This window comes from Cellulomonas aerilata (assembly GCF_007991755.1).
GTDB classification, from domain to species: domain Bacteria; phylum Actinomycetota; class Actinomycetes; order Actinomycetales; family Cellulomonadaceae; genus Pengzhenrongella; species Pengzhenrongella aerilata.
In genome coordinates this window covers 675,774-698,863 of the sequence record NZ_BJYY01000001.1, presented here as the reverse complement: position 1 = coordinate 698,863, position 23,090 = coordinate 675,774, and the positions used below count along the sequence as shown (strand labels likewise).

At 69.1% G+C, this 23,090-nt stretch carries 32 protein-coding genes; all 32 read right to left on the bottom strand.

What is annotated here, in order from left to right; translation table 11 throughout:
• Window positions 1-63: 63 nt before the first annotated feature.
• Window positions 64-444 (bottom strand): 30S ribosomal protein S13, encoded by a 381-nt coding sequence (gene rpsM, locus CAE01nite_RS03180; protein ID WP_146899685.1) that lies wholly within the window; start codon window positions 442-444, stop codon window positions 64-66.
• A gap of 200 nt (window positions 445-644) precedes the next feature.
• The gene (gene rpmJ / locus CAE01nite_RS03175; protein WP_009740505.1) at window positions 645-758 is read right to left on the bottom strand and encodes a 50S ribosomal protein L36; all 114 of its coding nucleotides are present in this window, start codon (window positions 756-758) and stop codon (window positions 645-647) included.
• A 75-nt stretch (window positions 759-833) separates the two neighbouring features.
• Window positions 834-1,055 (bottom strand): translation initiation factor IF-1, encoded by a 222-nt coding sequence (gene infA, locus CAE01nite_RS03170; protein ID WP_012867920.1) that lies wholly within the window; start codon window positions 1,053-1,055, stop codon window positions 834-836.
• Between the two features lie 220 nt (window positions 1,056-1,275).
• Window positions 1,276-2,121 carry a type I methionyl aminopeptidase gene (gene map / locus CAE01nite_RS03165; RefSeq protein ID WP_146899682.1) on the bottom strand — a complete coding sequence of 282 codons (846 nt, stop codon included), beginning with the start codon at window positions 2,119-2,121 and terminating at the stop codon, window positions 1,276-1,278.
• A gap of 22 nt (window positions 2,122-2,143) precedes the next feature.
• A complete protein-coding gene (locus CAE01nite_RS03160; RefSeq protein ID WP_246130956.1) occupies window positions 2,144-2,722 on the bottom strand; it encodes an adenylate kinase in 579 nt (192 codons plus the stop codon).
• Complete coding sequence (gene secY, locus CAE01nite_RS03155; RefSeq protein WP_146899679.1) at window positions 2,719-4,017, bottom strand: preprotein translocase subunit SecY; 1,299 nt, start codon at window positions 4,015-4,017, stop codon at window positions 2,719-2,721. The genes CAE01nite_RS03160 and secY overlap by 4 nt, the downstream gene beginning before the upstream one ends.
• Window positions 4,018-4,178: 161 nt before the next feature.
• The gene (gene rplO, locus CAE01nite_RS03150) at window positions 4,179-4,766 is read right to left on the bottom strand and encodes a 50S ribosomal protein L15 (RefSeq protein ID WP_222595798.1); all 588 of its coding nucleotides are present in this window, start codon (window positions 4,764-4,766) and stop codon (window positions 4,179-4,181) included.
• The gene (gene rpmD, locus CAE01nite_RS03145; RefSeq protein WP_146899676.1) at window positions 4,766-4,948 is read right to left on the bottom strand and encodes a 50S ribosomal protein L30; all 183 of its coding nucleotides are present in this window, start codon (window positions 4,946-4,948) and stop codon (window positions 4,766-4,768) included. The genes rplO and rpmD overlap by 1 nt, the downstream gene beginning before the upstream one ends.
• Window positions 4,948-5,604, bottom strand: a complete 657-nt coding sequence (rpsE, locus tag CAE01nite_RS03140) for a 30S ribosomal protein S5 (RefSeq protein WP_146899674.1) — start codon at window positions 5,602-5,604, stop codon at window positions 4,948-4,950. Before rpsE ends, rpmD begins: the two co-directional genes overlap by 1 nt.
• 37 nt (window positions 5,605-5,641) lie before the next feature.
• Window positions 5,642-6,013, bottom strand: coding sequence for a 50S ribosomal protein L18 (gene rplR, locus CAE01nite_RS03135; RefSeq protein ID WP_146899671.1), 372 nt, complete (start codon window positions 6,011-6,013; stop codon window positions 5,642-5,644).
• 3 nt (window positions 6,014-6,016) lie between these two features.
• Window positions 6,017-6,553 (bottom strand): 50S ribosomal protein L6, encoded by a 537-nt coding sequence (gene rplF / locus CAE01nite_RS03130; RefSeq protein ID WP_146899668.1) that lies wholly within the window; start codon window positions 6,551-6,553, stop codon window positions 6,017-6,019.
• Between the two features lie 24 nt (window positions 6,554-6,577).
• Window positions 6,578-6,976 carry a 30S ribosomal protein S8 gene (gene rpsH / locus CAE01nite_RS03125; RefSeq protein ID WP_146899665.1) on the bottom strand — a complete coding sequence of 133 codons (399 nt, stop codon included), beginning with the start codon at window positions 6,974-6,976 and terminating at the stop codon, window positions 6,578-6,580.
• Window positions 6,977-7,046: 70 nt separating this feature from the next.
• On the bottom strand, window positions 7,047-7,232 hold the full coding sequence (locus CAE01nite_RS03120) for a type Z 30S ribosomal protein S14 (protein ID WP_146899662.1): 186 nt from the start codon (window positions 7,230-7,232) through the stop codon (window positions 7,047-7,049).
• 2 nt (window positions 7,233-7,234) lie between these two features.
• Window positions 7,235-7,840: a 50S ribosomal protein L5 gene (gene rplE / locus CAE01nite_RS03115; protein WP_146899659.1), complete on the bottom strand. Its 606-nt coding sequence runs from the start codon at window positions 7,838-7,840 to the stop codon at window positions 7,235-7,237.
• Window positions 7,840-8,181, bottom strand: a complete 342-nt coding sequence (rplX, locus tag CAE01nite_RS03110; protein ID WP_146899656.1) for a 50S ribosomal protein L24 — start codon at window positions 8,179-8,181, stop codon at window positions 7,840-7,842. Before rplX ends, rplE begins: the two co-directional genes overlap by 1 nt.
• 2 nt (window positions 8,182-8,183) lie before the next feature.
• Window positions 8,184-8,552 (bottom strand): 50S ribosomal protein L14, encoded by a 369-nt coding sequence (rplN, locus tag CAE01nite_RS03105; protein ID WP_146899653.1) that lies wholly within the window; start codon window positions 8,550-8,552, stop codon window positions 8,184-8,186.
• 151 nt (window positions 8,553-8,703) lie between these two features.
• Window positions 8,704-9,009: a 30S ribosomal protein S17 gene (rpsQ, locus tag CAE01nite_RS03100; protein ID WP_146899650.1), complete on the bottom strand. Its 306-nt coding sequence runs from the start codon at window positions 9,007-9,009 to the stop codon at window positions 8,704-8,706.
• Window positions 9,010-9,019: 10 nt separating this feature from the next.
• Window positions 9,020-9,259 carry a 50S ribosomal protein L29 gene (gene rpmC / locus CAE01nite_RS03095; protein ID WP_146899647.1) on the bottom strand — a complete coding sequence of 80 codons (240 nt, stop codon included), beginning with the start codon at window positions 9,257-9,259 and terminating at the stop codon, window positions 9,020-9,022.
• The gene (gene rplP, locus CAE01nite_RS03090; protein ID WP_146899644.1) at window positions 9,259-9,678 is read right to left on the bottom strand and encodes a 50S ribosomal protein L16; all 420 of its coding nucleotides are present in this window, start codon (window positions 9,676-9,678) and stop codon (window positions 9,259-9,261) included. Before rplP ends, rpmC begins: the two co-directional genes overlap by 1 nt.
• 3 nt (window positions 9,679-9,681) lie before the next feature.
• Window positions 9,682-10,503 (bottom strand): 30S ribosomal protein S3, encoded by an 822-nt coding sequence (gene rpsC / locus CAE01nite_RS03085; protein ID WP_146899641.1) that lies wholly within the window; start codon window positions 10,501-10,503, stop codon window positions 9,682-9,684.
• The gene (rplV, locus tag CAE01nite_RS03080; RefSeq protein ID WP_146899639.1) at window positions 10,503-10,871 is read right to left on the bottom strand and encodes a 50S ribosomal protein L22; all 369 of its coding nucleotides are present in this window, start codon (window positions 10,869-10,871) and stop codon (window positions 10,503-10,505) included. Before rplV ends, rpsC begins: the two co-directional genes overlap by 1 nt.
• A gap of 26 nt (window positions 10,872-10,897) precedes the next feature.
• On the bottom strand, window positions 10,898-11,179 hold the full coding sequence (gene rpsS, locus CAE01nite_RS03075) for a 30S ribosomal protein S19 (RefSeq protein WP_146899637.1): 282 nt from the start codon (window positions 11,177-11,179) through the stop codon (window positions 10,898-10,900).
• A gap of 11 nt (window positions 11,180-11,190) precedes the next feature.
• Complete coding sequence (gene rplB / locus CAE01nite_RS03070) at window positions 11,191-12,030, bottom strand: 50S ribosomal protein L2 (protein WP_146899634.1); 840 nt, start codon at window positions 12,028-12,030, stop codon at window positions 11,191-11,193.
• A gap of 39 nt (window positions 12,031-12,069) precedes the next feature.
• Complete coding sequence (gene rplW / locus CAE01nite_RS03065; protein WP_146899632.1) at window positions 12,070-12,372, bottom strand: 50S ribosomal protein L23; 303 nt, start codon at window positions 12,370-12,372, stop codon at window positions 12,070-12,072.
• On the bottom strand, window positions 12,369-13,088 hold the full coding sequence (rplD, locus tag CAE01nite_RS03060) for a 50S ribosomal protein L4 (RefSeq protein WP_146899629.1): 720 nt from the start codon (window positions 13,086-13,088) through the stop codon (window positions 12,369-12,371). Before rplD ends, rplW begins: the two co-directional genes overlap by 4 nt.
• Window positions 13,085-13,744, bottom strand: a complete 660-nt coding sequence (gene rplC, locus CAE01nite_RS03055; protein ID WP_146899626.1) for a 50S ribosomal protein L3 — start codon at window positions 13,742-13,744, stop codon at window positions 13,085-13,087. Before rplC ends, rplD begins: the two co-directional genes overlap by 4 nt.
• Window positions 13,745-13,766: 22 nt before the next feature.
• The gene (gene rpsJ / locus CAE01nite_RS03050) at window positions 13,767-14,075 is read right to left on the bottom strand and encodes a 30S ribosomal protein S10 (RefSeq protein ID WP_019146773.1); all 309 of its coding nucleotides are present in this window, start codon (window positions 14,073-14,075) and stop codon (window positions 13,767-13,769) included.
• Window positions 14,076-14,437: 362 nt separating this feature from the next.
• Window positions 14,438-15,631 carry an elongation factor Tu gene (gene tuf, locus CAE01nite_RS03045; protein WP_146899624.1) on the bottom strand — a complete coding sequence of 398 codons (1,194 nt, stop codon included), beginning with the start codon at window positions 15,629-15,631 and terminating at the stop codon, window positions 14,438-14,440.
• 126 nt (window positions 15,632-15,757) lie between these two features.
• A complete protein-coding gene (gene fusA, locus CAE01nite_RS03040; RefSeq protein WP_146899621.1) occupies window positions 15,758-17,860 on the bottom strand; it encodes an elongation factor G in 2,103 nt (700 codons plus the stop codon).
• 97 nt (window positions 17,861-17,957) lie between these two features.
• On the bottom strand, window positions 17,958-18,428 hold the full coding sequence (gene rpsG / locus CAE01nite_RS03035) for a 30S ribosomal protein S7 (protein ID WP_146899618.1): 471 nt from the start codon (window positions 18,426-18,428) through the stop codon (window positions 17,958-17,960).
• A gap of 5 nt (window positions 18,429-18,433) precedes the next feature.
• On the bottom strand, window positions 18,434-18,802 hold the full coding sequence (rpsL, locus tag CAE01nite_RS03030; RefSeq protein WP_146899615.1) for a 30S ribosomal protein S12: 369 nt from the start codon (window positions 18,800-18,802) through the stop codon (window positions 18,434-18,436).
• Window positions 18,803-19,201: 399 nt separating this feature from the next.
• Window positions 19,202-23,080, bottom strand: coding sequence for a DNA-directed RNA polymerase subunit beta' (locus tag CAE01nite_RS03025; RefSeq protein WP_146899612.1), 3,879 nt, complete (start codon window positions 23,078-23,080; stop codon window positions 19,202-19,204).
• Between the last annotated feature and the right edge of the window lie 10 nt (window positions 23,081-23,090).

Below are 23,090 nucleotides of genomic sequence, written 5' to 3'. Positions count from 1 at the left end.
ACCGGCCGCAGCAGGTGGGTGACTCTCAGGTCACCGGCACCCGGCGTGCGCGGCGACGTGCGGCTACTTGCGACCGGCCTTCTTCTTGCCGGCGACGGTGCGCTTGGGGCCCTTGCGGGTACGCGCGTTGGTCTTGGTGCGCTGGCCGCGCACCGGGAGGCCACGGCGGTGGCGGATGCCCTCGTAGCTGCCGATCTCGACCTTGCGGCGGATGTCCGCGGCGACCTCGCGTCGCAGGTCACCCTCGAGCTTGTAGTTGCCCTCGAGGTAGTCGCGGAGCGCGACCAGCTCGGCGTCGCCCAGGTCGCGGACCCGGACGTCGGGGCTGATGCCGGTGGCGGTCAGCGTCTGCTGGGCGCGCGTGCGGCCGACCCCGTAGATGTAGGTGAGTGCGATCTCCAGCCGCTTCTCGCGGGGGAGGTCTACTCCGACAAGACGTGCCATGTTCGGTAGGACTCCTGGACTGCGTCGGAGGTCTTCCGCACCGCCTTCCCGCGTGGTCCGCGGGCCCCGGCCTCCGACCGGGGGTTCACCGCCCGCTCCCCGTGGTGGGGATCGGGCGGGGTGGCTGTGCGCTGGTGGCAGGTGCCCCGGGACGGGGCGGCTGCCGGGTGCTCGGGCGAGGCTGCTCGAGCGTCAGGGGCTCAGCCCTGGCGCTGCTTGTGACGCAGGTTCTCGCAGATCACCATGACGCGACCGTGCCGGCGGATGACCTTGCACTTGTCGCAGATCTTCTTGACGCTGGGCTTGACCTTCATGCGGGTTCCTTCGCCGCCGCGACCGTTCGGCGCACCGGGGGCGGCGCGAGCGAAGGCGGCATGATCGAGTGGTGGTTACTTGTAGCGGTAGACGATCCGGCCGCGGGACAGGTCGTACGGGCTCAGCTCAACGACCACCCGGTCCTCGGGGAGGATCCGGATGTAGTGCTGACGCATCTTGCCCGAGATGTGAGCGAGCACCTTGTGGCCGTTGGCCAGCTCCACGCGGAACATCGCGTTCGGCAGAGCCTCGACAACGCTGCCCTCGATCTCGATGACACCGTCCTTCTTTGCCATATCCTCCGCTAACTCCTGGTTGCATCGACGCCCACCGGCGGCCGGGCACGGCATGGTGCCCCGCGCTGACCGACAGTGGATTTGGCGTGTCCTGACGTCAGGCGCACACCCAACGTCCTACCCTACGCTACGCGGCCCGTCCGCGGTACCACGGTGACCGACGGCACACGCACGGGCCTGCGGACCGCACGGGCCCGTCGCGCACCGCCGACGGTGCCTCTCAGACGTCCAGCGCGACGACGCCGACGCCGAGCTCGCCCAGACGCCGGGCGCCGCCGTCGTGCGCGGTCAGCACGACGATCCCGTCGGCCAGCACCGCGACCGAGTGCTCCCAGTGGGAGGCCCGCGAGCCGTCGGCGGTCACCACGGTCCAGTCGTCCTCGAGCACGCGCGTGCCGCGGTCCCCGCGCACGAGCATCGGCTCGACCGCCACGCACAGGCCGGGCCGCAGCCGGGCGCCACGGTCGCGGGTGCGGTAGTTGAGCACCTCGGGCGGCTGGTGCATCGCGCTGCCGATCCCGTGGCCGACGTACTCCTGGATCACGCCGTAGCGGACGCCACCGTTCGACCCGGCGGACTCGGCGGCGTCGACGACGTCCTCGACCGCCTCCCCCACCGCACCCAGCCGGTCCGCGCCGGCGAGCGCGGCGATGCCGGCCCACATGGCGCTCTCGGTCGTGCGCGACAGCTCGACGTCGCCCGGGTCGGCGCCGTCGAGCACCACGGTCATCGCCGAGTCGCCGTGCCACCCCTCGACGATCGCGCCGCAGTCGACGGACACCACGTCACCGGGCTCGAGCACCCGCGGGCCGGGGATGCCGTGCACGATCTCGTCGTTCACCGACACGCACAGCGTCGCCGGGAACCCGTGGTAGCCCAGGAACGACGGCGTCGCGCCCGCGCCGCGGATGACCTGCGCGGCGACGGCGTCCAGGTCCGCGGTGGTCAGCCCGGGGCGGACCTCGGCGCGGACGGCGGCCAGGGCGTCGGCGACCACCAGGCCGGCGCGGCGCATGAGCCGCACCTGCTCCGGGGTCTTGTACTCGATCCGCTCGCGTCCGAACATCACGCGTCAGCCGGCAGCCGGGTCAGCCGACACGGGCGCCGAGAGCGGCCACGAGCCGCTCGGTGACCTCGTCGACCTGCCCGATGCCGTCGACGGTGACCAGCAGCCCCCGCGCGGCGTAGCCGGCGGTGAGGGGCGCGGTCTGCTGCTCGTAGATCGCCAGGCGCCGTTCGATCGCCTCCGCGGTGTCGTCCGTCCGTCCCTCGAGAGCCGCGCGGCGACCGAGGCGGGCGAGCAGCTCGTCCCGGTCGGCGGTCAGCTCCAGCACGGCGTCGAGCCCGACGCCGTGCCCGGCCAGGACGCCGTCCAGCGCCTCCACCTGGGCGGCGTTGCGGGGGTAGCCGTCGAGGATGAAGCCCTCGGCCGCGTCCGGCTCCGCGAGCCGGTCGCGGACCATCGCGTTGGTGATCTCGTCCGGGACGAGGTCGCCGGCGTCCATGATCGCCTTGGCCTGGTTGCCCAGGTCGGTGCCGCCCTTGACGTTCGCGCGGAAGATGTCGCCGGTCGAGATGGCCGGCACCCCCAGGCGCGTCGCCAGGAGCGCCGCCTGCGTGCCCTTGCCCGAGCCCTGGGGGCCCATGATCACCAGACGTGCGCTCACCGCAGGAACCCTTCGTAGTGCCGCTGCTGGAGCTGCGACTCGATCTGCTTGACCGTCTCCAGGCCGACGCCCACGACGATGAGGATCGACGTGCCGCCGAACGGGATGTTGGTGCTGATGTCCATCAGGATGAACGCGATCGTCGGGATGAGCGCCACCAGGGCGAGGTAGATCGAGCCCGCCGACGTGATGCGGGAGATCACGTAGCCCAGGTACTCGGCGGTCGGCCGACCGGCACGGATGCCGGGGATGAAGCCGCCGTACTTCTTCATGTTGTCCGCGACCTCGTCCGGGTTGAACGTGATGGCCGTGTAGAAGTAGCAGAAGAAGATGATGAGGAAGACGTAGATCGCCAGGTGCAGCGGGGCGGCCGGGTCGACGAGGTTGACCGAGACCCACTGCACCCAGCCCGCCGTCTGGTCGCCGAACTGCGCGATCAGGCCGGGTACCGCGAGCAGCGACGACGCGAAGATCACCGGGATGACGCCGGCCATGTTGATCTTGATCGGGATGTAGGTGCTCGAGCCGCCGTACATCTTGCGGCCGACCATGCGCTTGGCGTACTGCACCGGGATGCGGCGCTGGGACTGCTCGACGAAGACGACCAGCGCGACCACCAGCACGGTGACCGCCAGCACGATGACGAACTTCGTGAGGCCGTTGTCGCCACCGGCGATCGACCACAGGGCGGTCGGGAAGCTCGCGGCGATGGACGTGAAGATGAGCAGCGACATGCCGTTGCCGACGCCGCGCTCGGAGATGAGCTCGCCGAGCCACATGATCAGGCCGGTGCCGGCGGTCATGGTGAGGATCATCAGCAGGGTCGTCACCACGCTGGGGTTGGGGATGACGTCGACCGTGCAGCCCTGGAACAGCCCGCCCGAGCGCGCGACCGTGATGATGGTCGTCGACTGGAGGATCGCCAGCGCGATCGTGAGGTAGCGCGTGTACTGCGTCAGCTTCGCGGTCCCGGACTGGCCCTCCTGGTGCAGGGCCTCGAACCGGGGGATCACCACACGCAGCAGCTGGATGATGATGCTCGCCGTGATGTACGGCATGATCCCGAGCGCGAACACCGACAGCTGCAGCAGCGCACCGCCGCTGAACAGGTTGACCAGCCCGAGCAGGTCGTTGTTCCCGGCCGTCTCGGCGATGCAGGTCTGGACGTTCGGGTAGGAGACGCCCGGCGTCGGCAGGAACGAGCCCACCCGGAAGATCGCCATGATCGCGATCGTGAAGAGCAGCTTGCGCCGCAGGTCGGGCGTCCTGAACGCCCGAGCGAATGCGCTGAGCACCTATCCTCCAGCTCCGCCGAGGCGGGTGTGTCGTGGTCCCGGCGGACCGGGAGTCCTCACGGTGCGTCCGTCGAACGCACCGCGCACCCTAACGGATCACCGTCCGGGTGCGAGAACGGGGTCGGTGGGAGCACTTCCCCACCGACCCCGTCCCCTGGCGATCAGTCCTGCTCGACGGACCCGCCGGCAGCGACGATCTTGTCCTTGGCCGACGCGGAGTACGCGTCCACCGCGATCGTCAGCGCGACCGTGACCTCGCCCGTGCCGAGCACCTTGACCGGCTGGCCCTTGCGGACCGCGCCCTTGGCCACGAGGTCCTCGACGGTGACGGAGCCACCGGCCGGGTACAGCGCGGACAGCTTGTCGAGGTTCACGACCTGGTACTCGGTGCGGAACGGGTTCTTGAACCCGCGCAGCTTCGGCAGGCGCATGTGCAGGGGCATCTGCCCACCCTCGAAGCTCTCCGGCACCTGGTAGCGGGCCTTGGAGCCCTTGGTCCCACGACCGGCCGTCTTGCCCTTCGACGCCTCACCACGACCCACGCGGGTCTTGGCGGTCTTGGCGCCGGGGGCCGGACGCAGGTGGTGCACCTTGAGGGTGCCGCCGGCGCCGACCTGGGCCGCAGCCGCGGTCGCCGCGGCGGTGGCCGTGGCGGCCGCGGAGGTGCCCGCCGCGGTCGCGTCCGCCTTCTTCGCGCGCGGGGCCCTGGCCTTGGCCGGGGCCTGCGCGTCTTCGGTGTTCTCGCTCATCACTCGACCTCCTCGACCGCGACGAGGTGGTTGACCGTCGTGACCATGCCACGGATCTCCGGGCGGTCCTCCTTCACGACGACGTCACCGATGCGCTTGAGACCGAGGGTCCGCAGCGTGTCGCGCTGGTTCTGCTTGCCGCCGATGGCGGACTTCGTCTGGGTCACCTTGAGGCGGGCCATCAGGCACCCACCTTCGCAGCCGACCCGGCCGCGATCCCCGCCGCCTGCGCCCGCAGGAGCGAGGCCGGCGCGACGTGCTCGAGCGACAGGCCACGGCGAGCCGCCACGGCCTCCGGACGCTCCAGCCCACGCAGCGCCTCGACCGTGGCGTGCACGATGTTGATGGCGTTGGAGGACCCGAGCGACTTGCTCAGGACGTCGTGGATGCCGGCGCACTCCAGGACGGCGCGGACCGGACCACCGGCGATGACGCCGGTACCGGGGGACGCCGGACGCAGGAAGACGACGCCGGCCGCGGCCTCACCCTGGATGGGGTGCGGGATGGTGCCCTGGATGCGCGGGACCTTGAAGAAGTTCTTCTTGGCCTCCTCGACACCCTTGGCGATCGCCGCGGGCACCTCCTTGGCCTTGCCGTAGCCCACGCCGACCGTGCCGTCGCCGTCGCCCACCACGACCAGCGCGGTGAAGCTGAAGCGCCGGCCGCCCTTGACGACCTTGGCGACACGGTTGATGGTCACGACGCGCTCGAGGAACTGGCTCTTCTCGGGGGCGTCCCGGCGTCCGCCGTCACGGCGACCGCCGTCACGACGGTCGCCGCCGCCGCCGCCCGCGCCACCCGCAGGGGCGCCGGTGTTGCTGCGCTGAGGAGCAGCCATCAGTGGATCCTTGTCTTCAGTGCGGAGATGGTCGTCGTCACAGGGCCAGACCGCCTTCGCGGGCCCCGTCGGCGACGGCTGCCACCCGGCCGTGGTACTTGTTGCCGCCGCGGTCGAACACGACCGCGTCGACGCCGGCGGCCTTGGCGCGCTCGGCGACGAGCTCACCGACGCGACGCGCCTTGGCCGTCTTGTCGGCGCCCAGGGCGCGCATGTCGGCCTCGAGCGTGGAGGCCGACGCGACGGTCCGGCCGACGGTGTCGTCCACGACCTGCGCGGTCATGTGACGCGCGGAGCGGGTCACGACCAGACGCGGGCGGACGGCCGTGCCGGTGACCTTCTTGCGGACCCGGAGGTGGCGACGGGCCCGGCTGATCGCCTTGCCCTTGCCCAGGATCTTGAGTGCCATCGCTTACTTACCAGCCTTTCCGACCTTGCGGCGGACGACCTCGCCGGCGTACCGCACACCCTTGCCCTTGTACGGCTCGGGCTTGCGGATCTTGCGGATGTTCGCGGCGACCTCGCCGACCTGCTGCTTGTCGATGCCGCTGACCGAGAAGCGGGTCGGCGCCTCGACGGCGAACGTGATGCCGGCGGGCGGCGCGATGTTCACCGGGTGGCTGAAGCCGAGGGCGAACTCGAGCGTGTCGCCCTTGGCCGTCACGCGGTACCCGGTGCCGACGATCTCGAGGCGCTTGGTGTAGCCCTCGGTGACACCGGTGACGAGGTTCGCGAGCAGCGTGCGGGTCAGGCCGTGCAGCGAGCGCGAGGAGCGCTCGTCGTTGGGACGGGTCACCACGAGGGCGCCGTCCTCCTGCGCGACCGAGATGGGCGACGGGATCGTGTGGGTCAGGGTGCCCTTGGGCCCCGCGACCGTCACGACCGCGCCGTCGATGGTGACGTCCACGCCGGTGGGGACCGGGACGGGGACTCTGCCGATTCGAGACATGGCTAGCTCCTTTCCGTCTCGGACTTACCAGACGTAGGCGAGGACTTCCCCACCCACGCCCTTCTTGGCGGCCTGCTTGTCGGTGAGGAGACCGGAGGACGTGGACAGGATCGCCACGCCCAGGCCGCCGAGCACCTTGGGCAGGTTGGTGGACTTGGCGTACACGCGCAGGCCCGGCTTGGACACGCGCCGCACACCGGCGAGCGAGCGCTCGCGGTTCGGGCCGTACTTCAGCTCGATGGTCAGGTACTGCCCCACGGGGGCGTCCTGCACCGTCCAGCCGGCGATGTAGCCCTCCGCCTGGAGGATCTCGGCGATGTGCGACTTCAGCTTCGAGAACGGCATGGTCACCGTGTCGTGGTGCGCCGAGTTCGCATTCCGCAGACGCGTGAGCATGTCTGCGATCGGGTCGGTCATGGTCATGTGGGCTCAGGCCCTTCCTCGCCGGGGTATCCGGGTCGCACAGGTGCGACCCGGACCAGCGGCGTAGTTGTTACCAGCTGCTCTTGGTGACGCCGGGGAGCTCGCCGGCGTGCGCCATCTGGCGCACGCAGATCCGGCACAGCCCGAACTTGCGGTACACGGAGTGCGGACGTCCGCACCGCTGGCACCGGGTGTAGGCGCGCACCTTGAACTTCGGCGTCCTGGCGGCCTTCTGGATCAGGGCGGTCTTCGCCATGGTCAGTCCTCCTTGAAGGGGAAGCCGAGACGCTTCAGCAGCGAGCGGCCCTCTGCGTCGGTGGTCGCGGTCGTGACGACGGTGATGTCCATGCCACGCACGCGGTCGATCTTGTCCTGGTCAATCTCGTGGAACATGGACTGCTCCGTGAGACCGAAGGTGTAGTTGCCGTGACCGTCGAACTGCTTGGCCGACAGGCCGCGGAAGTCGCGGATGCGGGGCAGGGCGGTCGACAGCAGGCGGTCGAGGAACTCCCACATGCGGTCGCCGCGCAGCGTCACGTGGGCGCCGATCGGCATGCCCTCACGCAGCTTGAACTGGGCGATCGACTTGCGGGCCTTAGTGACCTGCGGCTTCTGACCGGTGATCGCGGTGAGGTCGCGGATGGCGCCGTCGATCAGCTTGGAGTCCTTGGCGGCCTCGCCGACACCCATGTTCACGACCACCTTGGTGAGGCGTGCGACCTGGTTGACGTTGGCGTGGCCGAACTCGCCGAGCAGCTCGCCGGCGATCGCGTCGTTGTAGCGCGCCTTCAGGCGCGGCACGGGACGGGCGAACTGGTCGCGGTCCGTGTCGGCACCCGTGGTCACGGTGCTCTCGGTGCTCATCAGATGTCCTTCCCGGAGCGCTTGGCGACGCGCACCCGCACGGTCTTGGTGCGACCGTCACGCTCGACTTCCTCGGACCGGTACCCGACCCGGGTGCCCTTCTTGGTCTCCGGGTCCACGAGCATCACGTTGCTGATGTGGATCGGGGCCTCGACGGTCTCGATCCCACCGGTCCGCGTGCCGCGGGCGGTCTGGCCGGCCTTGACGTGCTTGGTGACGCGCTGGACACCCTCGACGACGACGCGCTGCGTCTCGGTGAGGACCTCCAGGACACGACCCTCCTTGCCCTTGTCGCGGCCGGAGATGACGATCACGAGATCGCCCTTCTTGATCTTCGCCATGGTCAGAGCACCTCCGGAGCCAGCGAGATGATCCGCATGAACTTCTTGTCGCGCAGCTCGCGGCCCACCGGGCCGAAGATGCGCGTGCCACGGGGGTCGCCGTCGTTCTTGAGGATCACTGCGGCGTTCTCGTCGAACTTGATGTACGAGCCGTCGGGACGCCGACGCTCCTTGCGGGTACGGACGATGACGGCCTTGACCACGTCGCCCTTCTTGACGTTGCCGCCGGGGATCGCGTCCTTGACGGTGGCGACGATGACGTCACCGATTCCGGCGTAGCGACGTCCCGAACCACCGAGAACGCGGATGCAGAGGATCTCCTTGGCACCCGTGTTGTCGGCGACCCGAAGTCGCGACTCCTGCTGGATCATGTGTTGAACTCCTGTCGTCTGCTGGTTCTCGCGGAGCGAGCCTGGCCGAACGGATCGTTGCCGTCATGCACCCGGGACCGGTGGTGGAACCGCTGGTCCCACCACCGCATTCCCCCGGGGGCAACTGAGCTGTCGTGCGGGGTGAGAGGGCCTACTTGGCCTTCTCGAGGACCTCGACCACGCGCCACCGCTTGGTGGCGGACAGCGGCCGCGTCTCCATGATCAGGACCAGGTCGCCGATGCCGGCGGCGCCGACCTCGTCGTGCGCCTTGACCTTGCTCGTGCGCCGGATGACCTTGCCGTAGAGCGGGTGCTTGACCCGGTCCTCGACCTCCACCACGACGGTCTTCTGCATCTTGTCGCTGACCACGTAGCCGCGCCGCGTCTTGCGGTACGGCCGGTGCTCGGCGGTCTGGCCGGCCGTGCTGTCGCCGACCTCGTTCTCGATCGCACTCATCTGCTGTACCTCACTCGCTCGCGCTCGGGGCCGTGCGGATGCCGAGCTCGCGCTCGCGCAGGATCGTGTAGATCCGCGCGATGTCGCGGCGCACGGCCTTGAGCCGCCCGTGGCTCTCGAGCTGACCGGTGGCCGACTGGAAGCGCAGGTTGAACAGCTCTTCCTTGGCCTTCTTCAGCTCCGCGACGAGTCGCTCGTCGTCGAAGCCGTCCAGCTCGTCGGCGGCGAGCTCCTTGGTTCCGATAGCCATCAGTTGCCACCACCCTCGCGGACCACGAAACGGGTCTTCATCGGGAGCTTGTGCTGCGCGCGGCGCATGGCCTCGCGAGCCAGCGGCTCCGGGACGCCGGCGAGCTCGAAGAGAACCCGACCCGGCTTGACGTTGGCGATCCACCACTCGGGCGAACCCTTACCCGACCCCATGCGGGTCTCCGCCGGCTTCTTGGTGAGCGGGCGGTCCGGGTAGATGTTGATCCAGACCTTGCCACCACGCTTGATGTGGCGGGTCATGGCGATACGAGCAGCCTCGATCTGGCGGTTCGTGACGTAGGCGGGCTCGAGAGCCTGGATGCCGAAGTCGCCGAACGAGATCGCGGTGCCACCGGTCGCGGCGCCGGAGCGCCCCGGGTGGTGCTGCTTGCGGTGCTTCAGCCTGCGCGGGATGAGCATGGCTCAGGCCTCCGTTCCGGTCTCGGTGGTGGTCGCGGCACCGGCGTCCGCCGTGGCGGCCGGGGCGTCGCCGGCCGGGGCGTCGGAACGCTCGCGGCGCGGCGCACCGGCACGGGCCGGACGGTCCGCGCGCGGTCCACGCGGCGCACGCGGGGCCTGGGTCGCCTGCTGCTGGGCGAACTCCCGCTCCGTCATGTCGCCCTTGTAGATCCAGACCTTGACGCCGATGCGGCCGAAGGTGGTCCGGGCCTCGTAGAAGCCGTAGTCGATGTTCGCGCGCAGCGTGTGCAGCGGCACACGACCCTCGCGGTAGAACTCGCTGCGGCTCATCTCCGCGCCGCCGAGGCGACCGGCGCACTGCACACGGATGCCCTTGGCGCCGGCGCGCTGCGCGGACTGCATGCCCTTGCGCATCGCACGACGGAACGAGACACGGCTCGCCAGCTGCTCAGCGATCCCCTGGGCGACCAGCTGGGCGTCGATCTCGGCGTTCTTGACCTCGAGGATGTTCAGCTGCACCTGCTTGCCGGTGAGCTTCTCCAGCTCGCCGCGGATGCGGTCGGCCTCCGCGCCACGACGCCCGATGACGATGCCCGGGCGGGCGGTGTGGATGTCGACGCGCACACGGTCACGGGTGCGCTCGATCTCGACCTTGGAGATGCCGGCGCGCTCGAGGCCCGTCGACATGAGCTTGCGGATCTGCACGTCCTCGCGGACGTAGTCGCGGTACCGCTGGCCGGGCTTGGTGCTGTCGGCGAACCACCGCGAGCGGTGGTCGGTCGTGATGCCGAGGCGGTACCCGTGCGGGTTGACCTTCTGTCCCACTATCGGGCCCTCTCCTTCTTCTCGACGGGGGCCACGACCACGGTGATGTGGCTGGTCCGCTTGAGGATCTGGCTCGCCCGGCCCTGTGCACGCGGGCGGAACCGCTTGAGGGTCGGACCCTCGTCGACGTACGCCTCACGGACGACGAGCGCCGTGGCGTCGAACGCCTCGCCGGCCCGGTCCGCCTTGACCCGGGCGTTCGCGATCGCGCTCTCGACGACCTTGAGCACGGTCTCCCCCGCGGCCTGCGGCGCGAACCTCAGCGTCGCCACGGCCTGCTCGGCCTGCTTGCCACGGATGAGGTCCACGACGCGCCGGGCCTTCTGGGGCGTGACGCGGACGAACCGCGCCTGCGCCTTGGCTTCCATTGCTGTCCTGCCTTCTTCAATCGTCATCAGCGGCGACGGCCCTTGCGGTCGTCCTTCTCGTGGCCGCGGAAGGTGCGCGTCGGGGCGAACTCGCCCAGCTTGTGCCCGACCATCGACTCGGTGACGAACACCGGGGTGTGCTTGCGGCCGTCGTGCACCGCGAACGTGTGGCCGAGGAAGTCCGGCGTGATGAGCGACCGGCGGGACCAGGTCTTGATGACCGCCTTGGTCCCCTTCTCGTTCTGGACGTCGACCTTCTTCTGCAGGTGACCGTCGACGAACGGGCCCTTCTTCAGGCTGCGTGGCATCTCAGGCTCCTTCAGCGCTTGTTCTTGCCGGTGCGCCGACGGCGCACGATGAGCTTGTCGCTCGGCTTGTTCGGACGGCGGGTCCGGCCCTCGGGCTGGCCCCACGGGCTCACGGGGTGACGCCCACCGGACGTCTTGCCCTCACCACCACCGTGCGGGTGGTCGATCGGGTTCATGGCGACACCGCGGACGGACGGGCGCTTGCCCTTCCAGCGCATGCGGCCGGCCTTGCCCCAGTTGATGTTCGACTGCTCGGCGTTGCCGACCTCGCCGACCGTGGCGCGGCAGCGCAGGTCGACGTTGCGGATCTCGCCGGACGGCATGCGCAGCTGCGCGTACGGCCCGTCCTTCGCGACGAGCTGCACCGACGCACCGGCCGAGCGGGCGATCTTCGCGCCGCCACCGGGCTTGAGCTCGATGGCGTGGATGACCGTACCGGTCGGGATGTTGCGCAGCGGCAGGTTGTTGCCGGGCTTGATGTCCGCGCCGGCACCGTTCTCGACCACGTCGCCCTGGCGGAGCTTGTTCGGCGCCACGATGTAGCGCTTCTCGCCGTCCGCGTAGTGCAGGAGCGCGATGCGCGCCGTGCGGTTGGGGTCGTACTCGATGTGAGCGACCTTGGCCGGCACGCCGTCCTTGTCGTGGCGACGGAAGTCGATGACGCGGTAGGCACGCTTGTGGCCACCGCCCTGGTGGCGCATGGTCACGCGACCGGTGGAGTTGCGCCCACCCGTCTTGTGCAGCGGGCGGACCAGCGACTTCTCCGGCGTGGAGCGCGTGATCTCGACGAAGTCGGCGACGGAGGCGCCGCGGCGCCCCGGCGTCGTCGGCTTGTACTTACGGATTCCCATGGGGATCTGTCCCTAATCTGTAGCTCGTGGCGGTCGGCCTCAGCCGACCGGTCCGCCGAAGATGTCGATCGTGCCCTCGCGGAGGGTGACGATCGCGCGCTTCGTGTCCTTGCGCTTGCCCATCCCGAACTTCGTCCGCCGCGTCTTGCCCTTGCGGTTGATCGTGTTCACGGACTCGACCTTGACCGAGAAGACCTGCTCGATCGCGATCTTGATCTCGGTCTTGTTCGCACGGGGGTCCACGACGAACGTGTACTTGCCCTCGTCGAGCAGGCCGTAGCTCTTCTCGGAGACGACCGGCGCGATCAGGATGTCGCGCGGGTCCTTGGTCACGGCGGTCACTTCTCGCCCTCCTGGGTGAGTGCTGCCTCGGACTCGGTCGCGGCAGCCGTGACCGAGCGACCCGTGGACGGGCCGGCCAGGAACGCGTCGAGCGCGCCCTGCGTGAAGACGACGTCGTCGGAGATGAGCACGTCGTAGGTGTTGAGCTGGTCCGCGACGAGCAGGTGGACGCGCTCGACGTTGCGCAGCGACTTCCACGTGATCTCGTCCGTGCGCTCCACGACGACCAGGACGTTCTTGCGTCCGGACAGCGTGTTCAGCACGGCGACGGCCGACCGGGTCGAGGGCGCCTCGCCCGGGGCGAACCCGGTGACGACGTGCACGCGGCCGGCACGGGCGCGGTCCGAGAGAGCACCGCGGAGCGCCGCGGCCTTCATCTTCTTCGGGGTCCGCTGGGAGTAGTCGCGCGGCGTCGGGCCGTGAACGGTTCCACCACCGGTGAACTGCGGAGCGCGGATCGAGCCCTGACGGGCGCGACCGGTGCCCTTCTGCTTCCACGGCTTCTTGCCGCCACCACGGACCTCGCCACGGTTCTTCGTGTCGTGGGTGCCCTGGCGGGCCGCCGCGAGCTGCGCGACGACGACCTGGTGGATCAGCGGGATGTTCGTCTGGGCGTCGAAGACCTCGGCGGGCAGGTCGGCGGTGCCGGCCTTGTTGCCCTCGGGGTCGACCACGTCGACGGTCAGGGTGAGTGCGGTGTCGGCCACGTCGCTCATGCCCCCTTCACTGCGCTACGCACGAGGACGACGCCGCCCTTGGGGCCGGGGACGGCACCCTTGACGAGCAGGAGGCCCCGCTCGGCGTCGACCGCGTGGACGGTCAGGTTCTGCGTGGTCTGCTGGGCGTGGCCCATGCGACCGGCCATCCGCACGCCCTTGAACACGCGCGACGGGGTGGAGGCCCCACCGATCGAGCCCGGCTTGCGGTGGTTGCGGTGGGCACCGTGGGAGGCGCCGACGCCGTGGAAGCCGTGACGCTTCATGACACCGGCGGTGCCCTTGCCCTTGGTGGTGCCCGTGACGTCGACCGTCGCGCCGGCCTCGAAGGCCGCCGCGGTGATCTCCTGGCCGAGCGTGTACTCGGCCGCGTCGACGGTGCGGATCTCGGCCACGTGCCGGCGGGGGGTGACCCCGGCCTTCTCGAAGTGGCCCTTCAGCGGCTGGGTCACCTTGCGCGGGTCGATCTGGCCGTGGGCCAGCTGGACCGCGGAGTACCCGTCCGTGTCAGCGGAGCGCACCTGCGTGACGACGTTCGTGCCGACCTGCACGACGGTGACCGGGACGAGACGACCGTTGTCGTCCCACACCTGGGTCATGCCGAGCTTGGTGCCGAGCACGGCCGTGACGGCGCGCGCATTCTGCTGGGTGGTCATGATGATCAGTTCCTTCCCAGCTTCAGAGCTTGATCTCGATGTTCACGTCGGCCGGCAGGTCGAGACGCATGAGCGAGTCGACCGCCTTCGGCGTGGGATCGATGATGTCGATGAGCCGCTTGTGCGTGCGCATCTCGAAGTGCTCGCGGCTGTCCTTGTACTTGTGGGGCGACCGGATGACGACGAAGACGTTCTTCTCCGTCGGGAGCGGCACCGGGCCCACGACCGTCGCACCAGCGCGCGTCACCGTGTCGACGATCTTGCGCGCCGAGCTGTCGATGACCTCGTGGTCGTAGGACTTGAGCCGGATGCGGATCTTCTGTCCCGCCATGGCGTCGTCTGACTCTCTCTCTCGAACCGCTAGCTGTCCGACCCACGCACTCGGGCGTGTCGCTTATCGCGGCACACCCTCGCACTGCGCACCGTTCGAGGTGCGTGGTCGTTGGATGCTGTCTGAGCCCCGCGGCGAGCGACTTCCTCGGCAGGGCTCCAACGTGTACTGGCCCCGGGCGAGGTGCGCATGCGCGCACGACCGCCCCCGGGCAACCTGGCTAGTCTGCCAGACGATCGTCGCTGGGCCAACCCGACGGGGGCCGGCGTGAGCGACGCCACTGCGCACGCCCACCGGGGCGCACGCTCGGGTGCCGGACGGCGAAGGGCCCGGGTGCACGCACCCGGGCCCTTCGCGTCAGGTCACTTGATGATCTTGGTGACCCGGCCCGAGCCGACGGTCCGGCCACCCTCACGGATGGCGAAGCCGAGGCCCTCCTCCATGGCGATCGGCTGGATCAGCGCGACCGTCATCTCGGTGTTGTCGCCGGGCATGACCATCTCGGTGCCCTCGGGCAGCGTGATGACGCCGGTGACGTCGGTGGTGCGGAAGTAGAACTGCGGACGGTAGTTCGCGTAGAACGGGTTGTGACGGCCGCCCTCGTCCTTGGCCAGGATGTAGACCTGGGCCTCGAAGTCGGTGTGCGGGGTGATCGAACCCGGCTTGACGACGACCTGGCCGCGCTCGACGTCCTCGCGCTTGGTGCCGCGCAGGAGCAGACCGACGTTCTCGCCGGCCTCGGCGTAGTCGAGCAGCTTGCGGAACATCTCGACGCCGGTGACCGTGGTCTTGATCGCCTTCTCCTTGATGCCGACGATCTCCACCTCCTCGTTCACCTTGAGCGCGCCGCGCTCGACGCGACCGGTGACGACGGTGCCACGACCGGTGATCGTGAAGACGTCCTCGATCGGCATGAGGAACGGCTTGTCGATCTCGCGGATCGGGTCCGGGACGTTCTCGTCCACGGCGTCCATGAGGTCGGAGACGGACTGGACCCACTGCGGGTCGCCCTCGAGCGCCTTCAGGCCGGAGACGCGCACCACGGGGGCGTCGTCGCCGTCGAAGCCCTGCGAGCTGAGCAGCTCACGGACCTCCATCTCGACGAGCTCGAGGATCTCCTCGTCGTCGACCATGTCGGACTTGTTCAGCGCGACGAGCAGGTACGGCACGCCGACCTGGCGGGCGAGCAGGACGTGCTCGCGCGTCTGGGCCATGGGGCCGTCCGTCGCGGCGACCACGAGGATGGCGCCGTCCATCTGCGCCGCACCCGTGATCATGTTCTTGATGTAGTCGGCGTGCCCGGGGGCGTCGACGTGCGCGTAGTGGCGCTTCTCGGTCTGGTACTCGACGTGCGCGATGTTGATCGTGATACCGCGCTGCTTCTCCTCGGGCGCCTTGTCGATCTCGTCGAACGGCGTGAAGGGGTTCAGGTCGGGGAACTTGTCGTGCAGGACCTTCGAGATCGCCGCGGTCAGCGTCGTCTTCCCGTGGTCGACGTGACCGATGGTCCCGATGTTGACGTGCGGCTTAGTCCGCTCGAACTTGGCCTTACCCACTGTGTCCTCCTCGGACTCACGGTAGTGAACTGCTCATGCGATGCAGGGGTCATGGTGACACCTGCCGGGCGTTCGGTCCTGCCGGTCTCTGCCCCTGGTGGGACAGGCCGGCGCGACCGGTGGGACCTACTCGCCCCGGGTCTTCTTGATGATCTCCTCGGCGACGTTCCGAGGAACCTCGGCGTAGCTGTCGAAGGACATCGAGTACACGGCACGACCCTGGGTCTTGGACCGCAGGTCGCCGACGTAGCCGAACATCTCCGACAGCGGCACCTGGGCCGTGATGACCTTGACGCCGGTCGCGTCCTCCATCGCCTGGATCATGCCGCGACGGGAGTTCAGGTCACCGATGACGTCGCCCATGTACTCCTCGGGCGTGCGGACCTCGACGGCCATGACCGGCTCCAGGAGCACGGGGTCGGCCTTGCGGACGGCCTCCTTGAGGATCATCGAGCCGGCGATCTTGAACGCCATCTCCGAGGAGTCGACGTCGTGCGCCGCACCGTCGAGCAGCGTCGCCTTGACGCCCACGAGCGGGAAGCCCGCCAGGACGCCGAGCTGCATCGCGCTCTGGATGCCGGCGTCGACGGACGGGATGTACTCGCGCGGGACACGGCCACCGGTGACCTTGTTCTCGAACTCGTACAGCTCGCCCTCGGAGGGGTCGAGCGGGGCGAAGGTCATCTGCACCTTCGCGTACTGGCCCGAGCCACCGGTCTGCTTCTTGTGCGTGTAGTCGATCTTCTCGACCGCACGGCGGATCGTCTCGCGGTAGGCGACCTGCGGCTTGCCGACGTTGGCCTCGACCTTGAACTCGCGGCGCATGCGGTCCACCAGGATGTCCAGGTGGAGCTCGCCCATGCCGGCGATCTCGGTCTGACCGGTGTCCTCGTTGAGGTTGACCCGGAACGTCGGGTCCTCCTCGGCGAGCTTCTGGATGGCCGTGGAGAGCTTCTCCTGGTCCGCCTTGGTCTTCGGCTCGATCGCGACCGTGATGACGGGCTCGGGGAAGCTCATCGACTCGAGCACGATCTTGTTCGCCGGGTCGCACAGGGTGTCACCGGTGGTGACGTCCTTGAGCCCGATGAACGCGTAGATGTGCCCGGCGGTGGCGTCCTCGACCGGGTTCTCCTTGTTGGAGTGCATCTGGAAGAGCTTCCCGATGCGCTCCTTCTTGTCCTTGGTGGCGTTGTACACCTGCGCGCCGGACGCGACGTGGCCCGAGTACACCCGGACGTACGTCAGCTTGCCGAAGAACGGGTGCGAGGCGACCTTGAACGCCAGGGCGGCGAACGGCTCGTTCGCGTCCGGGTGGCGGACCAGCATGGTCTCCTCGTCGCCGATCACGTGGCCCTCGATGGCCGGCACGTCCAGCGGGGACGGCAGGTAGTCGATGACGGCGTCGAGCATGGGCTGGACGCCCTTGTTCTTGAACGCCGAGCCGCACAGGATCGGGAAGGCGTCGCCGGAGAGCACGAGGGCACGGATGCCCTTCTTGATCTCCGGGATCGTCAGCTCCTCGCCGCCGAGGTACTTCTCGAGGAGCTCCTCGTCGGTCTCGGCCACGGCCTCGACGATCGAGGCGCGGTACTCCTCGGCCTGCTCGCGCATGTCGGCCGGGATCTCCTCGACCTCGTACTTCTCGCCCATCGCCGTCTCGCCGCGCCACACCAGCGCGCGCATCTCGATGAGGTCGACGACGCCGATGAAGTCGTTCTCGGAGCCGATGGGGAGCTGGATCGGCAGCGGCTTGGCCTTCAGGCGGTCGACGATCGTCTTGACCGTGAAGTAGAAGTCGGCGCCGAGCTTGTCCATCTTGTTGACGAAGCAGATGCGCGGGACGTTGTACTTGTCGGCCTGGCGCCACACCGTCTCGGACTGCGGCTCCACACCCTCCTTGCCGTCGAAGACGGCGACGGCGCCGTCGAGCACCCGCAGGGAGCGCTCGACCTCGACCGTGAAGTCGACGTGACCGGGGGTGTCGATGATGTTGATCTGGTTGTCCTTCCAGTAGCAGGTCGTCGCGGCGGACGTGATCGTGATGCCGCGCTCCTGCTCCTGCTCCATCCAGTCCATCGTCGACGCACCGTCGTGCGTCTCACCGATCTTGTAGTTGACCCCGGTGTAGAACAGGATCCGCTCGGTGGTGGTGGTCTTGCCGGCATCGATGTGCGCCATGATGCCGATGTTGCGGACCTTGTTGAGGTCCGTCAGCACGTCGAGTGCCACGTTGTCGCCCTTCTGAGCAGTTGGTTCGCACCGAGGGACCCGGCGCAGCTGGGTTCACCAGCGGGTCTCGCCGAGGTCCCCCGGCGCGAGGCTGGGGTCACCAGCGGTAGTGCGCGAAGGCCTTGTTCGACTCGGCCATCTTGTGCATGTCCTCGCGACGCTTCACCGCGGCACCGAGGCCGTTGCTCGCGTCGAGGATCTCGTTCATGAGCCGCTCGGTCATCGTCTTCTCGCGACGGGCGCGGGAGTAGTCGGTGAGCCAGCGCAGCGCCAGCGTCGTAGAGCGCACGGGGCGGACCTCGACGGGCACCTGGTAGGTCGCGCCACCGACGCGGCGCGAGCGGACCTCGAGCGCCGGGCGGACGTTCTCCAGCGCGCGCTTGAGGACGACGACGGGGTCGCCGCTGGTCTTCTCGCGCACGCCCTCGAGGGCGCCGTAGACGATGGACTCGGCGACGGACTTCTTGCCGTCGAGCAGCACCTTGTTGATGAGCTGCGTGACGACCGGGGACCCGTAGACCGGGTCGACGATGAGCGGCCGCTTGGGGGCCGGACCCTTGCGAGGCATGTCGGTCAGCCCTTCTTCGCGCCGTAGCGGCTGCGAGCCTGCTTGCGGTTCTTGACACCCTGGGTGTCGAGAGCCCCACGGACGATCTTGTAGCGGACACCCGGCAGGTCCTTCACACGACCACCGCGCACCAGCACGATGGAGTGCTCCTGCAGGTTGTGGCCGACACCGGGGATGTAGGCGGTGACCTCGACCTGGCTCGAGAGGCGGACGCGCGCGACCTTGCGGAGAGCCGAGTTCGGCTTCTTCGGGGTGGTCGTGTAGACGCGGGTGCACACACCGCGGCGCTGCGGGGAGCCCTTGAGCGCGGGGGTCTTGGACTTGGTCACCTTGGGCGACCGGCCCTTGCGGACCAGCTGCTGGATCGTAGGCACTACGTCTCCGTGTCTGTTCGATGTGGATCTCTGATCGACCGGAGCCTTGTCCGATCTGGTGGGACCGACCTGACGGCCGGCCCGGAAGGCCTTGAGTCCCGCCCCGCCCCCGCAGCCGGGCGTGTCGCCCGGTTCCGGCGCACCGTCCACCGACCGAGATCAGCGATGGTGGGTGCGTGTGTGCGGTGGATCTGACCACCCGCACCCGTCCGGGCCGCCGTGGGACGGCCTCGGACGCAGGTGCATGCACGCAGGGCCCGACGGTGCGGGCACGGTGGACCACATTACCCGGCCCCGTACAAGGGGTCAAAGGCATGTGACCAGCCCGACACGGCCCGGCCCCCGCGCCACAGGGGCGCCGGGACCGGGCCGGTCGGGTGCGTCACCCGGACAGGACGGTCAGCGGAAGTCGCCGAAGTCCAGGTCCTCGAGCGGGATCGCCTCGCCCGAGCCGAGGCCCAGGGCGGGGAAGTCGATCTCGTCGTACCCGAAGCTCGGGTACAGCTCGGCCTTCGCGGCCTCGGTCGGCTCGACCGAGACGTTGCGGTACCGGGCCAGGCCCGTGCCGGCCGGGATGAGCTTGCCGAGGATGACGTTCTCCTTCAGGCCGAGCAGCGGGTCGCTGCGGCCGCTCATCGCCGCCTCGGTCAGCACCCGGGTCGTCTCCTGGAAGGAGGCGGCCGAGAGCCACGAGTCGGTGGCGAGCGAGGCCTTCGTGATGCCCATCAGCTCCGGACGACCCGAGGCCGGCTGGCCACCCTCGGCGACCGCACGCCGGTTGGCGTCCTCGAACCGGCCACGCTCGGCCAGCTCACCGGGGAGCAGGTCGGTGTCACCCGAGTCCAGCACGGTCACGCGACGCAGCATCTGCCGCACGATGACCTCGATGTGCTTGTCGTGGATGTCCACACCCTGCGAGCGGTAGACCTGGTGGACCTCGTCCACCAGGTGCTTCTGCGTCGCGCGCGGGCCGAGGATGCGCAGCACCTTCTTCGGGTCGACGGCGCCCTGGACGAGCTGGGTGCCGACCTCGACGTGCTGGCCGTCCGCGACGAGCAGACGCGACCGCTTGGTGATCGGGTAGGCGATCTCCTCCGAGCCGTCGTCCGGCGTCAGGACGATCCGGCGCGTGCGCTCGGCCTCGTCGATCGTGATCCGGCCCGTGAACTCCGCGATCGGTCCCTCACCCTTGGGGGTGCGGGCCTCGAAGAGCTCCTGGATACGGGGCAGACCCTGGGTGATGTCGTCCGCCGAGGCCACACCACCGGTGTGGAAGGTCCGCATCGTCAGCTGCGTGCCGGGCTCACCGATCGACTGGGCCGCGATGATGCCGACGGCCTCGCCGATGTCGACGAGCTTGCCGGTGGCCAGCGAGCGGCCGTAGCACTTGGCGCAGGTGCCGACCCGGGACTCGCAGGTCAGCACGGAGCGGACCTTGAGCTCGGTGACGCCGGCCTCGAGCAGGGCGTCGATGAGCACGTCACCGATGTCCTCGCCCGCCACGCCCAGCTGGGCGCCGTCGACGTCGACCGTCGTGGCCAGCGTCCGGGAGTAGACGCTCGTCTCGACCTTGTCGTGGCGACGCAGCGCCCCGTCGGGACCCGCGACGCCGACCGGCATGACCAGCCCGCGCTCGGTCCCGCAGTCCTCCTCGCGGACGATGACGTCCTGGGAGACGTCCACCAGACGACGCGTGAGGTACCCGGAGTCGGCGGTCCGCAGAGCGGTGTCCGCCAGACCCTTGCGGGCACCGTGCGAGGCGATGAAGTACTCCAGGACCGACAGGCCCTCGCGGTAGTTGGACTTGATCGGGCGCGGGATGATCTCGCCCTTCGGGTTCGCCACGAGGCCGCGCATGCCGGCGATCTGACGGACCTGCATCCAGTTCCCACGGGCACCCGAGCCGACCATCCGGTAGACGGTGTTGCGGGCCGGGAAGTTCTCCCGCATGGCCTCGGCGACCTTGTCGGTGGCCTGGGTCCAGATCTCGATGAGCTCCTGACGGCGCTCGTCGTCGGTGATCAGGCCCTTCTCGTACTGGGACTGGATCTTCGCCGCGCGCCCCTCGTGGTCCTCGAGGATCTGCGCCTTGGCCGCCGGCGTGGCGACGTCGGAGATGGCGATCGTGACGCCCGAGCGGGTGGCCCAGCGGAAGCCGGCCTCCTTCAGGGCGTCCAGGCTCGCCGCGACCTCGACCTTGGGGTACCGCTCGGCCAGGTCGTTGACGATGACCGAGAGGCGCTTCTTGTCGACGACGCCGTTCTCGTACGGGTAGTCCACGGGCAGCAGCTCGTTGAACAGGGCACGGCCCAGGGTCGTCTCGAAGACGATCGCGTCGCCCTCGCTCCAGCCCTCGGGGAGGGTCTCCGCCGTCGGGGCGACGAGGTCCTCCATGCGGATCCGCACGACCGCGTTGAGGTCCAGGTCACCGGCGTCGAAGGCCATGATCGCCTCGGAGACCGAGCTGAACAGGCGACCGGAGCCCTTGGCGTCCTCGGCCGGCTTGTCCGACGTCAGGTGGTACAGGCCGATGATCATGTCCTGCGACGGCATGGTCACCGGTCGGCCGTCGGACGGCTTGAGGATGTTGTTGCTCGAGAGCATGAGGATCCGGGCCTCGGCCTGGGCCTCCGCGCTCAGCGGCAGGTGGACGGCCATCTGGTCGCCGTCGAAGTCCGCGTTGAACGCGGCGCAGACGAGCGGGTGCAGGTGGATCGCCTTGCCCTCGACCAGCTGGGGCTCGAAGGCCTGGATGCCCAGGCGGTGCAGCGTGGGCGCACGGTTGAGCAGCACGGGGTGCTCGGTGATGACCTCTTCGAGGACGTCCCAGACCACCGGACGGGCGCGCTCGACCATGCGCTTGGCCGACTTGATGTTCTGCGCGTGGTTGAGGTCCACGAGCCGCTTCATGACGAACGGCTTGAAGAGCTCGAGCGCCATCTGCTTGGGCAGACCGCACTGGTGCAGCTTGAGCTGCGGGCCCACGACGATGACGGAACGACCCGAGTAGTCCACGCGCTTGCCGAGCAGGTTCTGGCGGAACCGGCCCTGCTTGCCCTTGAGCATGTCGGAGATCGACTTCAGCGGGCGGTTGCCCGGGCCGGTCACCGGACGCCCACGGCGGCCGTTGTCGAACAGCGCGTCGACGGCCTCCTGGAGCATGCGCTTCTCGTTGTTGACGATGATCTCCGGAGCACCCAGGTCGAGCAGGCGCTTGAGGCGGTTGTTCCGGTTGATCACGCGGCGGTACAGGTCGTTCAGGTCCGAGGTGGCGAAGCGGCCACCGTCGAGCTGGACCATCGGGCGCAGGTCCGGCGGGATGACCGGGACGGCGTCCAGGACCATGCCCTCGGGCGAGTTGCTCGTGGTGAGGAACGCGTTGACGACCTTGAGCCGCTTGAGCGCACGCGTCTTGCGCTGGCCCTTGCCGTTCTTGATCGTGTCCCGCAGCGAGTCGGACTCCGCCTCGAGGTCGAAGGCCTGCAGGCGCTTCTGGATCGCCGCGGCGCCCATCGAGCCCTCGAAGTAGTTGCCGTACCGGTCGTTGAGCTGGCGGTACAGCATCTCGTCGCCCTCGAGGTCGGCGACCTTGAGGTTCTTGAAGCGGTCCCACACCGTGTCCAGGCGCTCGAGCTCGGCGTCGGCACGCTTGCGGATCTGCGCCATCTCGCGCTCGGCGGAGTCGCGCACCTTGCGGCGCGCGTCGGACCGGGCACCCTCGGCCTCGAGCTCGGCCAGGTCGGCCTCGAGCTTCTGGGCGCGGGTGTTGATCTCGTTGTCGCGGCGGTCCGCGATCTCCTTCTTCTCCAGGTCGATCTCGTTCTGGAGGTTGGGCAGGTCCTCCTGGCGACCGGCGTCGTCGACCGACGTGATCATGTACGCGGCGAAGTAGATGACCTTCTCGAGGTCCTTCGGCGCGAGGTCCAGCAGGTAGCCCAGGCGCGAGGGCACGCCCTTGAAGAACCAGATGTGGGTCACCGGGGCGGCGAGCTCGATGTGGCCCATGCGCTCACGGCGGACCTTGGAGCGGGTCACCTCGACGCCGCAGCGCTCGCAGATGATGCCCTTGAAGCGCACGCGCTTGTACTTGCCGCAGTAGCACTCCCAGTCCCGGGTGGGGCCGAAGATCTTCTCGCAGAAGAGCCCGTCCTTCTCCGGCTTGAGGGTGCGGTAGTTGATGGTCTCGGGCTTCTTGACCTCGCCGTGCGACCAGGCGCGGATGTCCTCAGCCGTGGCGAGTCCGATACGCAGCTCATCGAAGACGTTGACGTCGAGCAAGGGGGTCCTA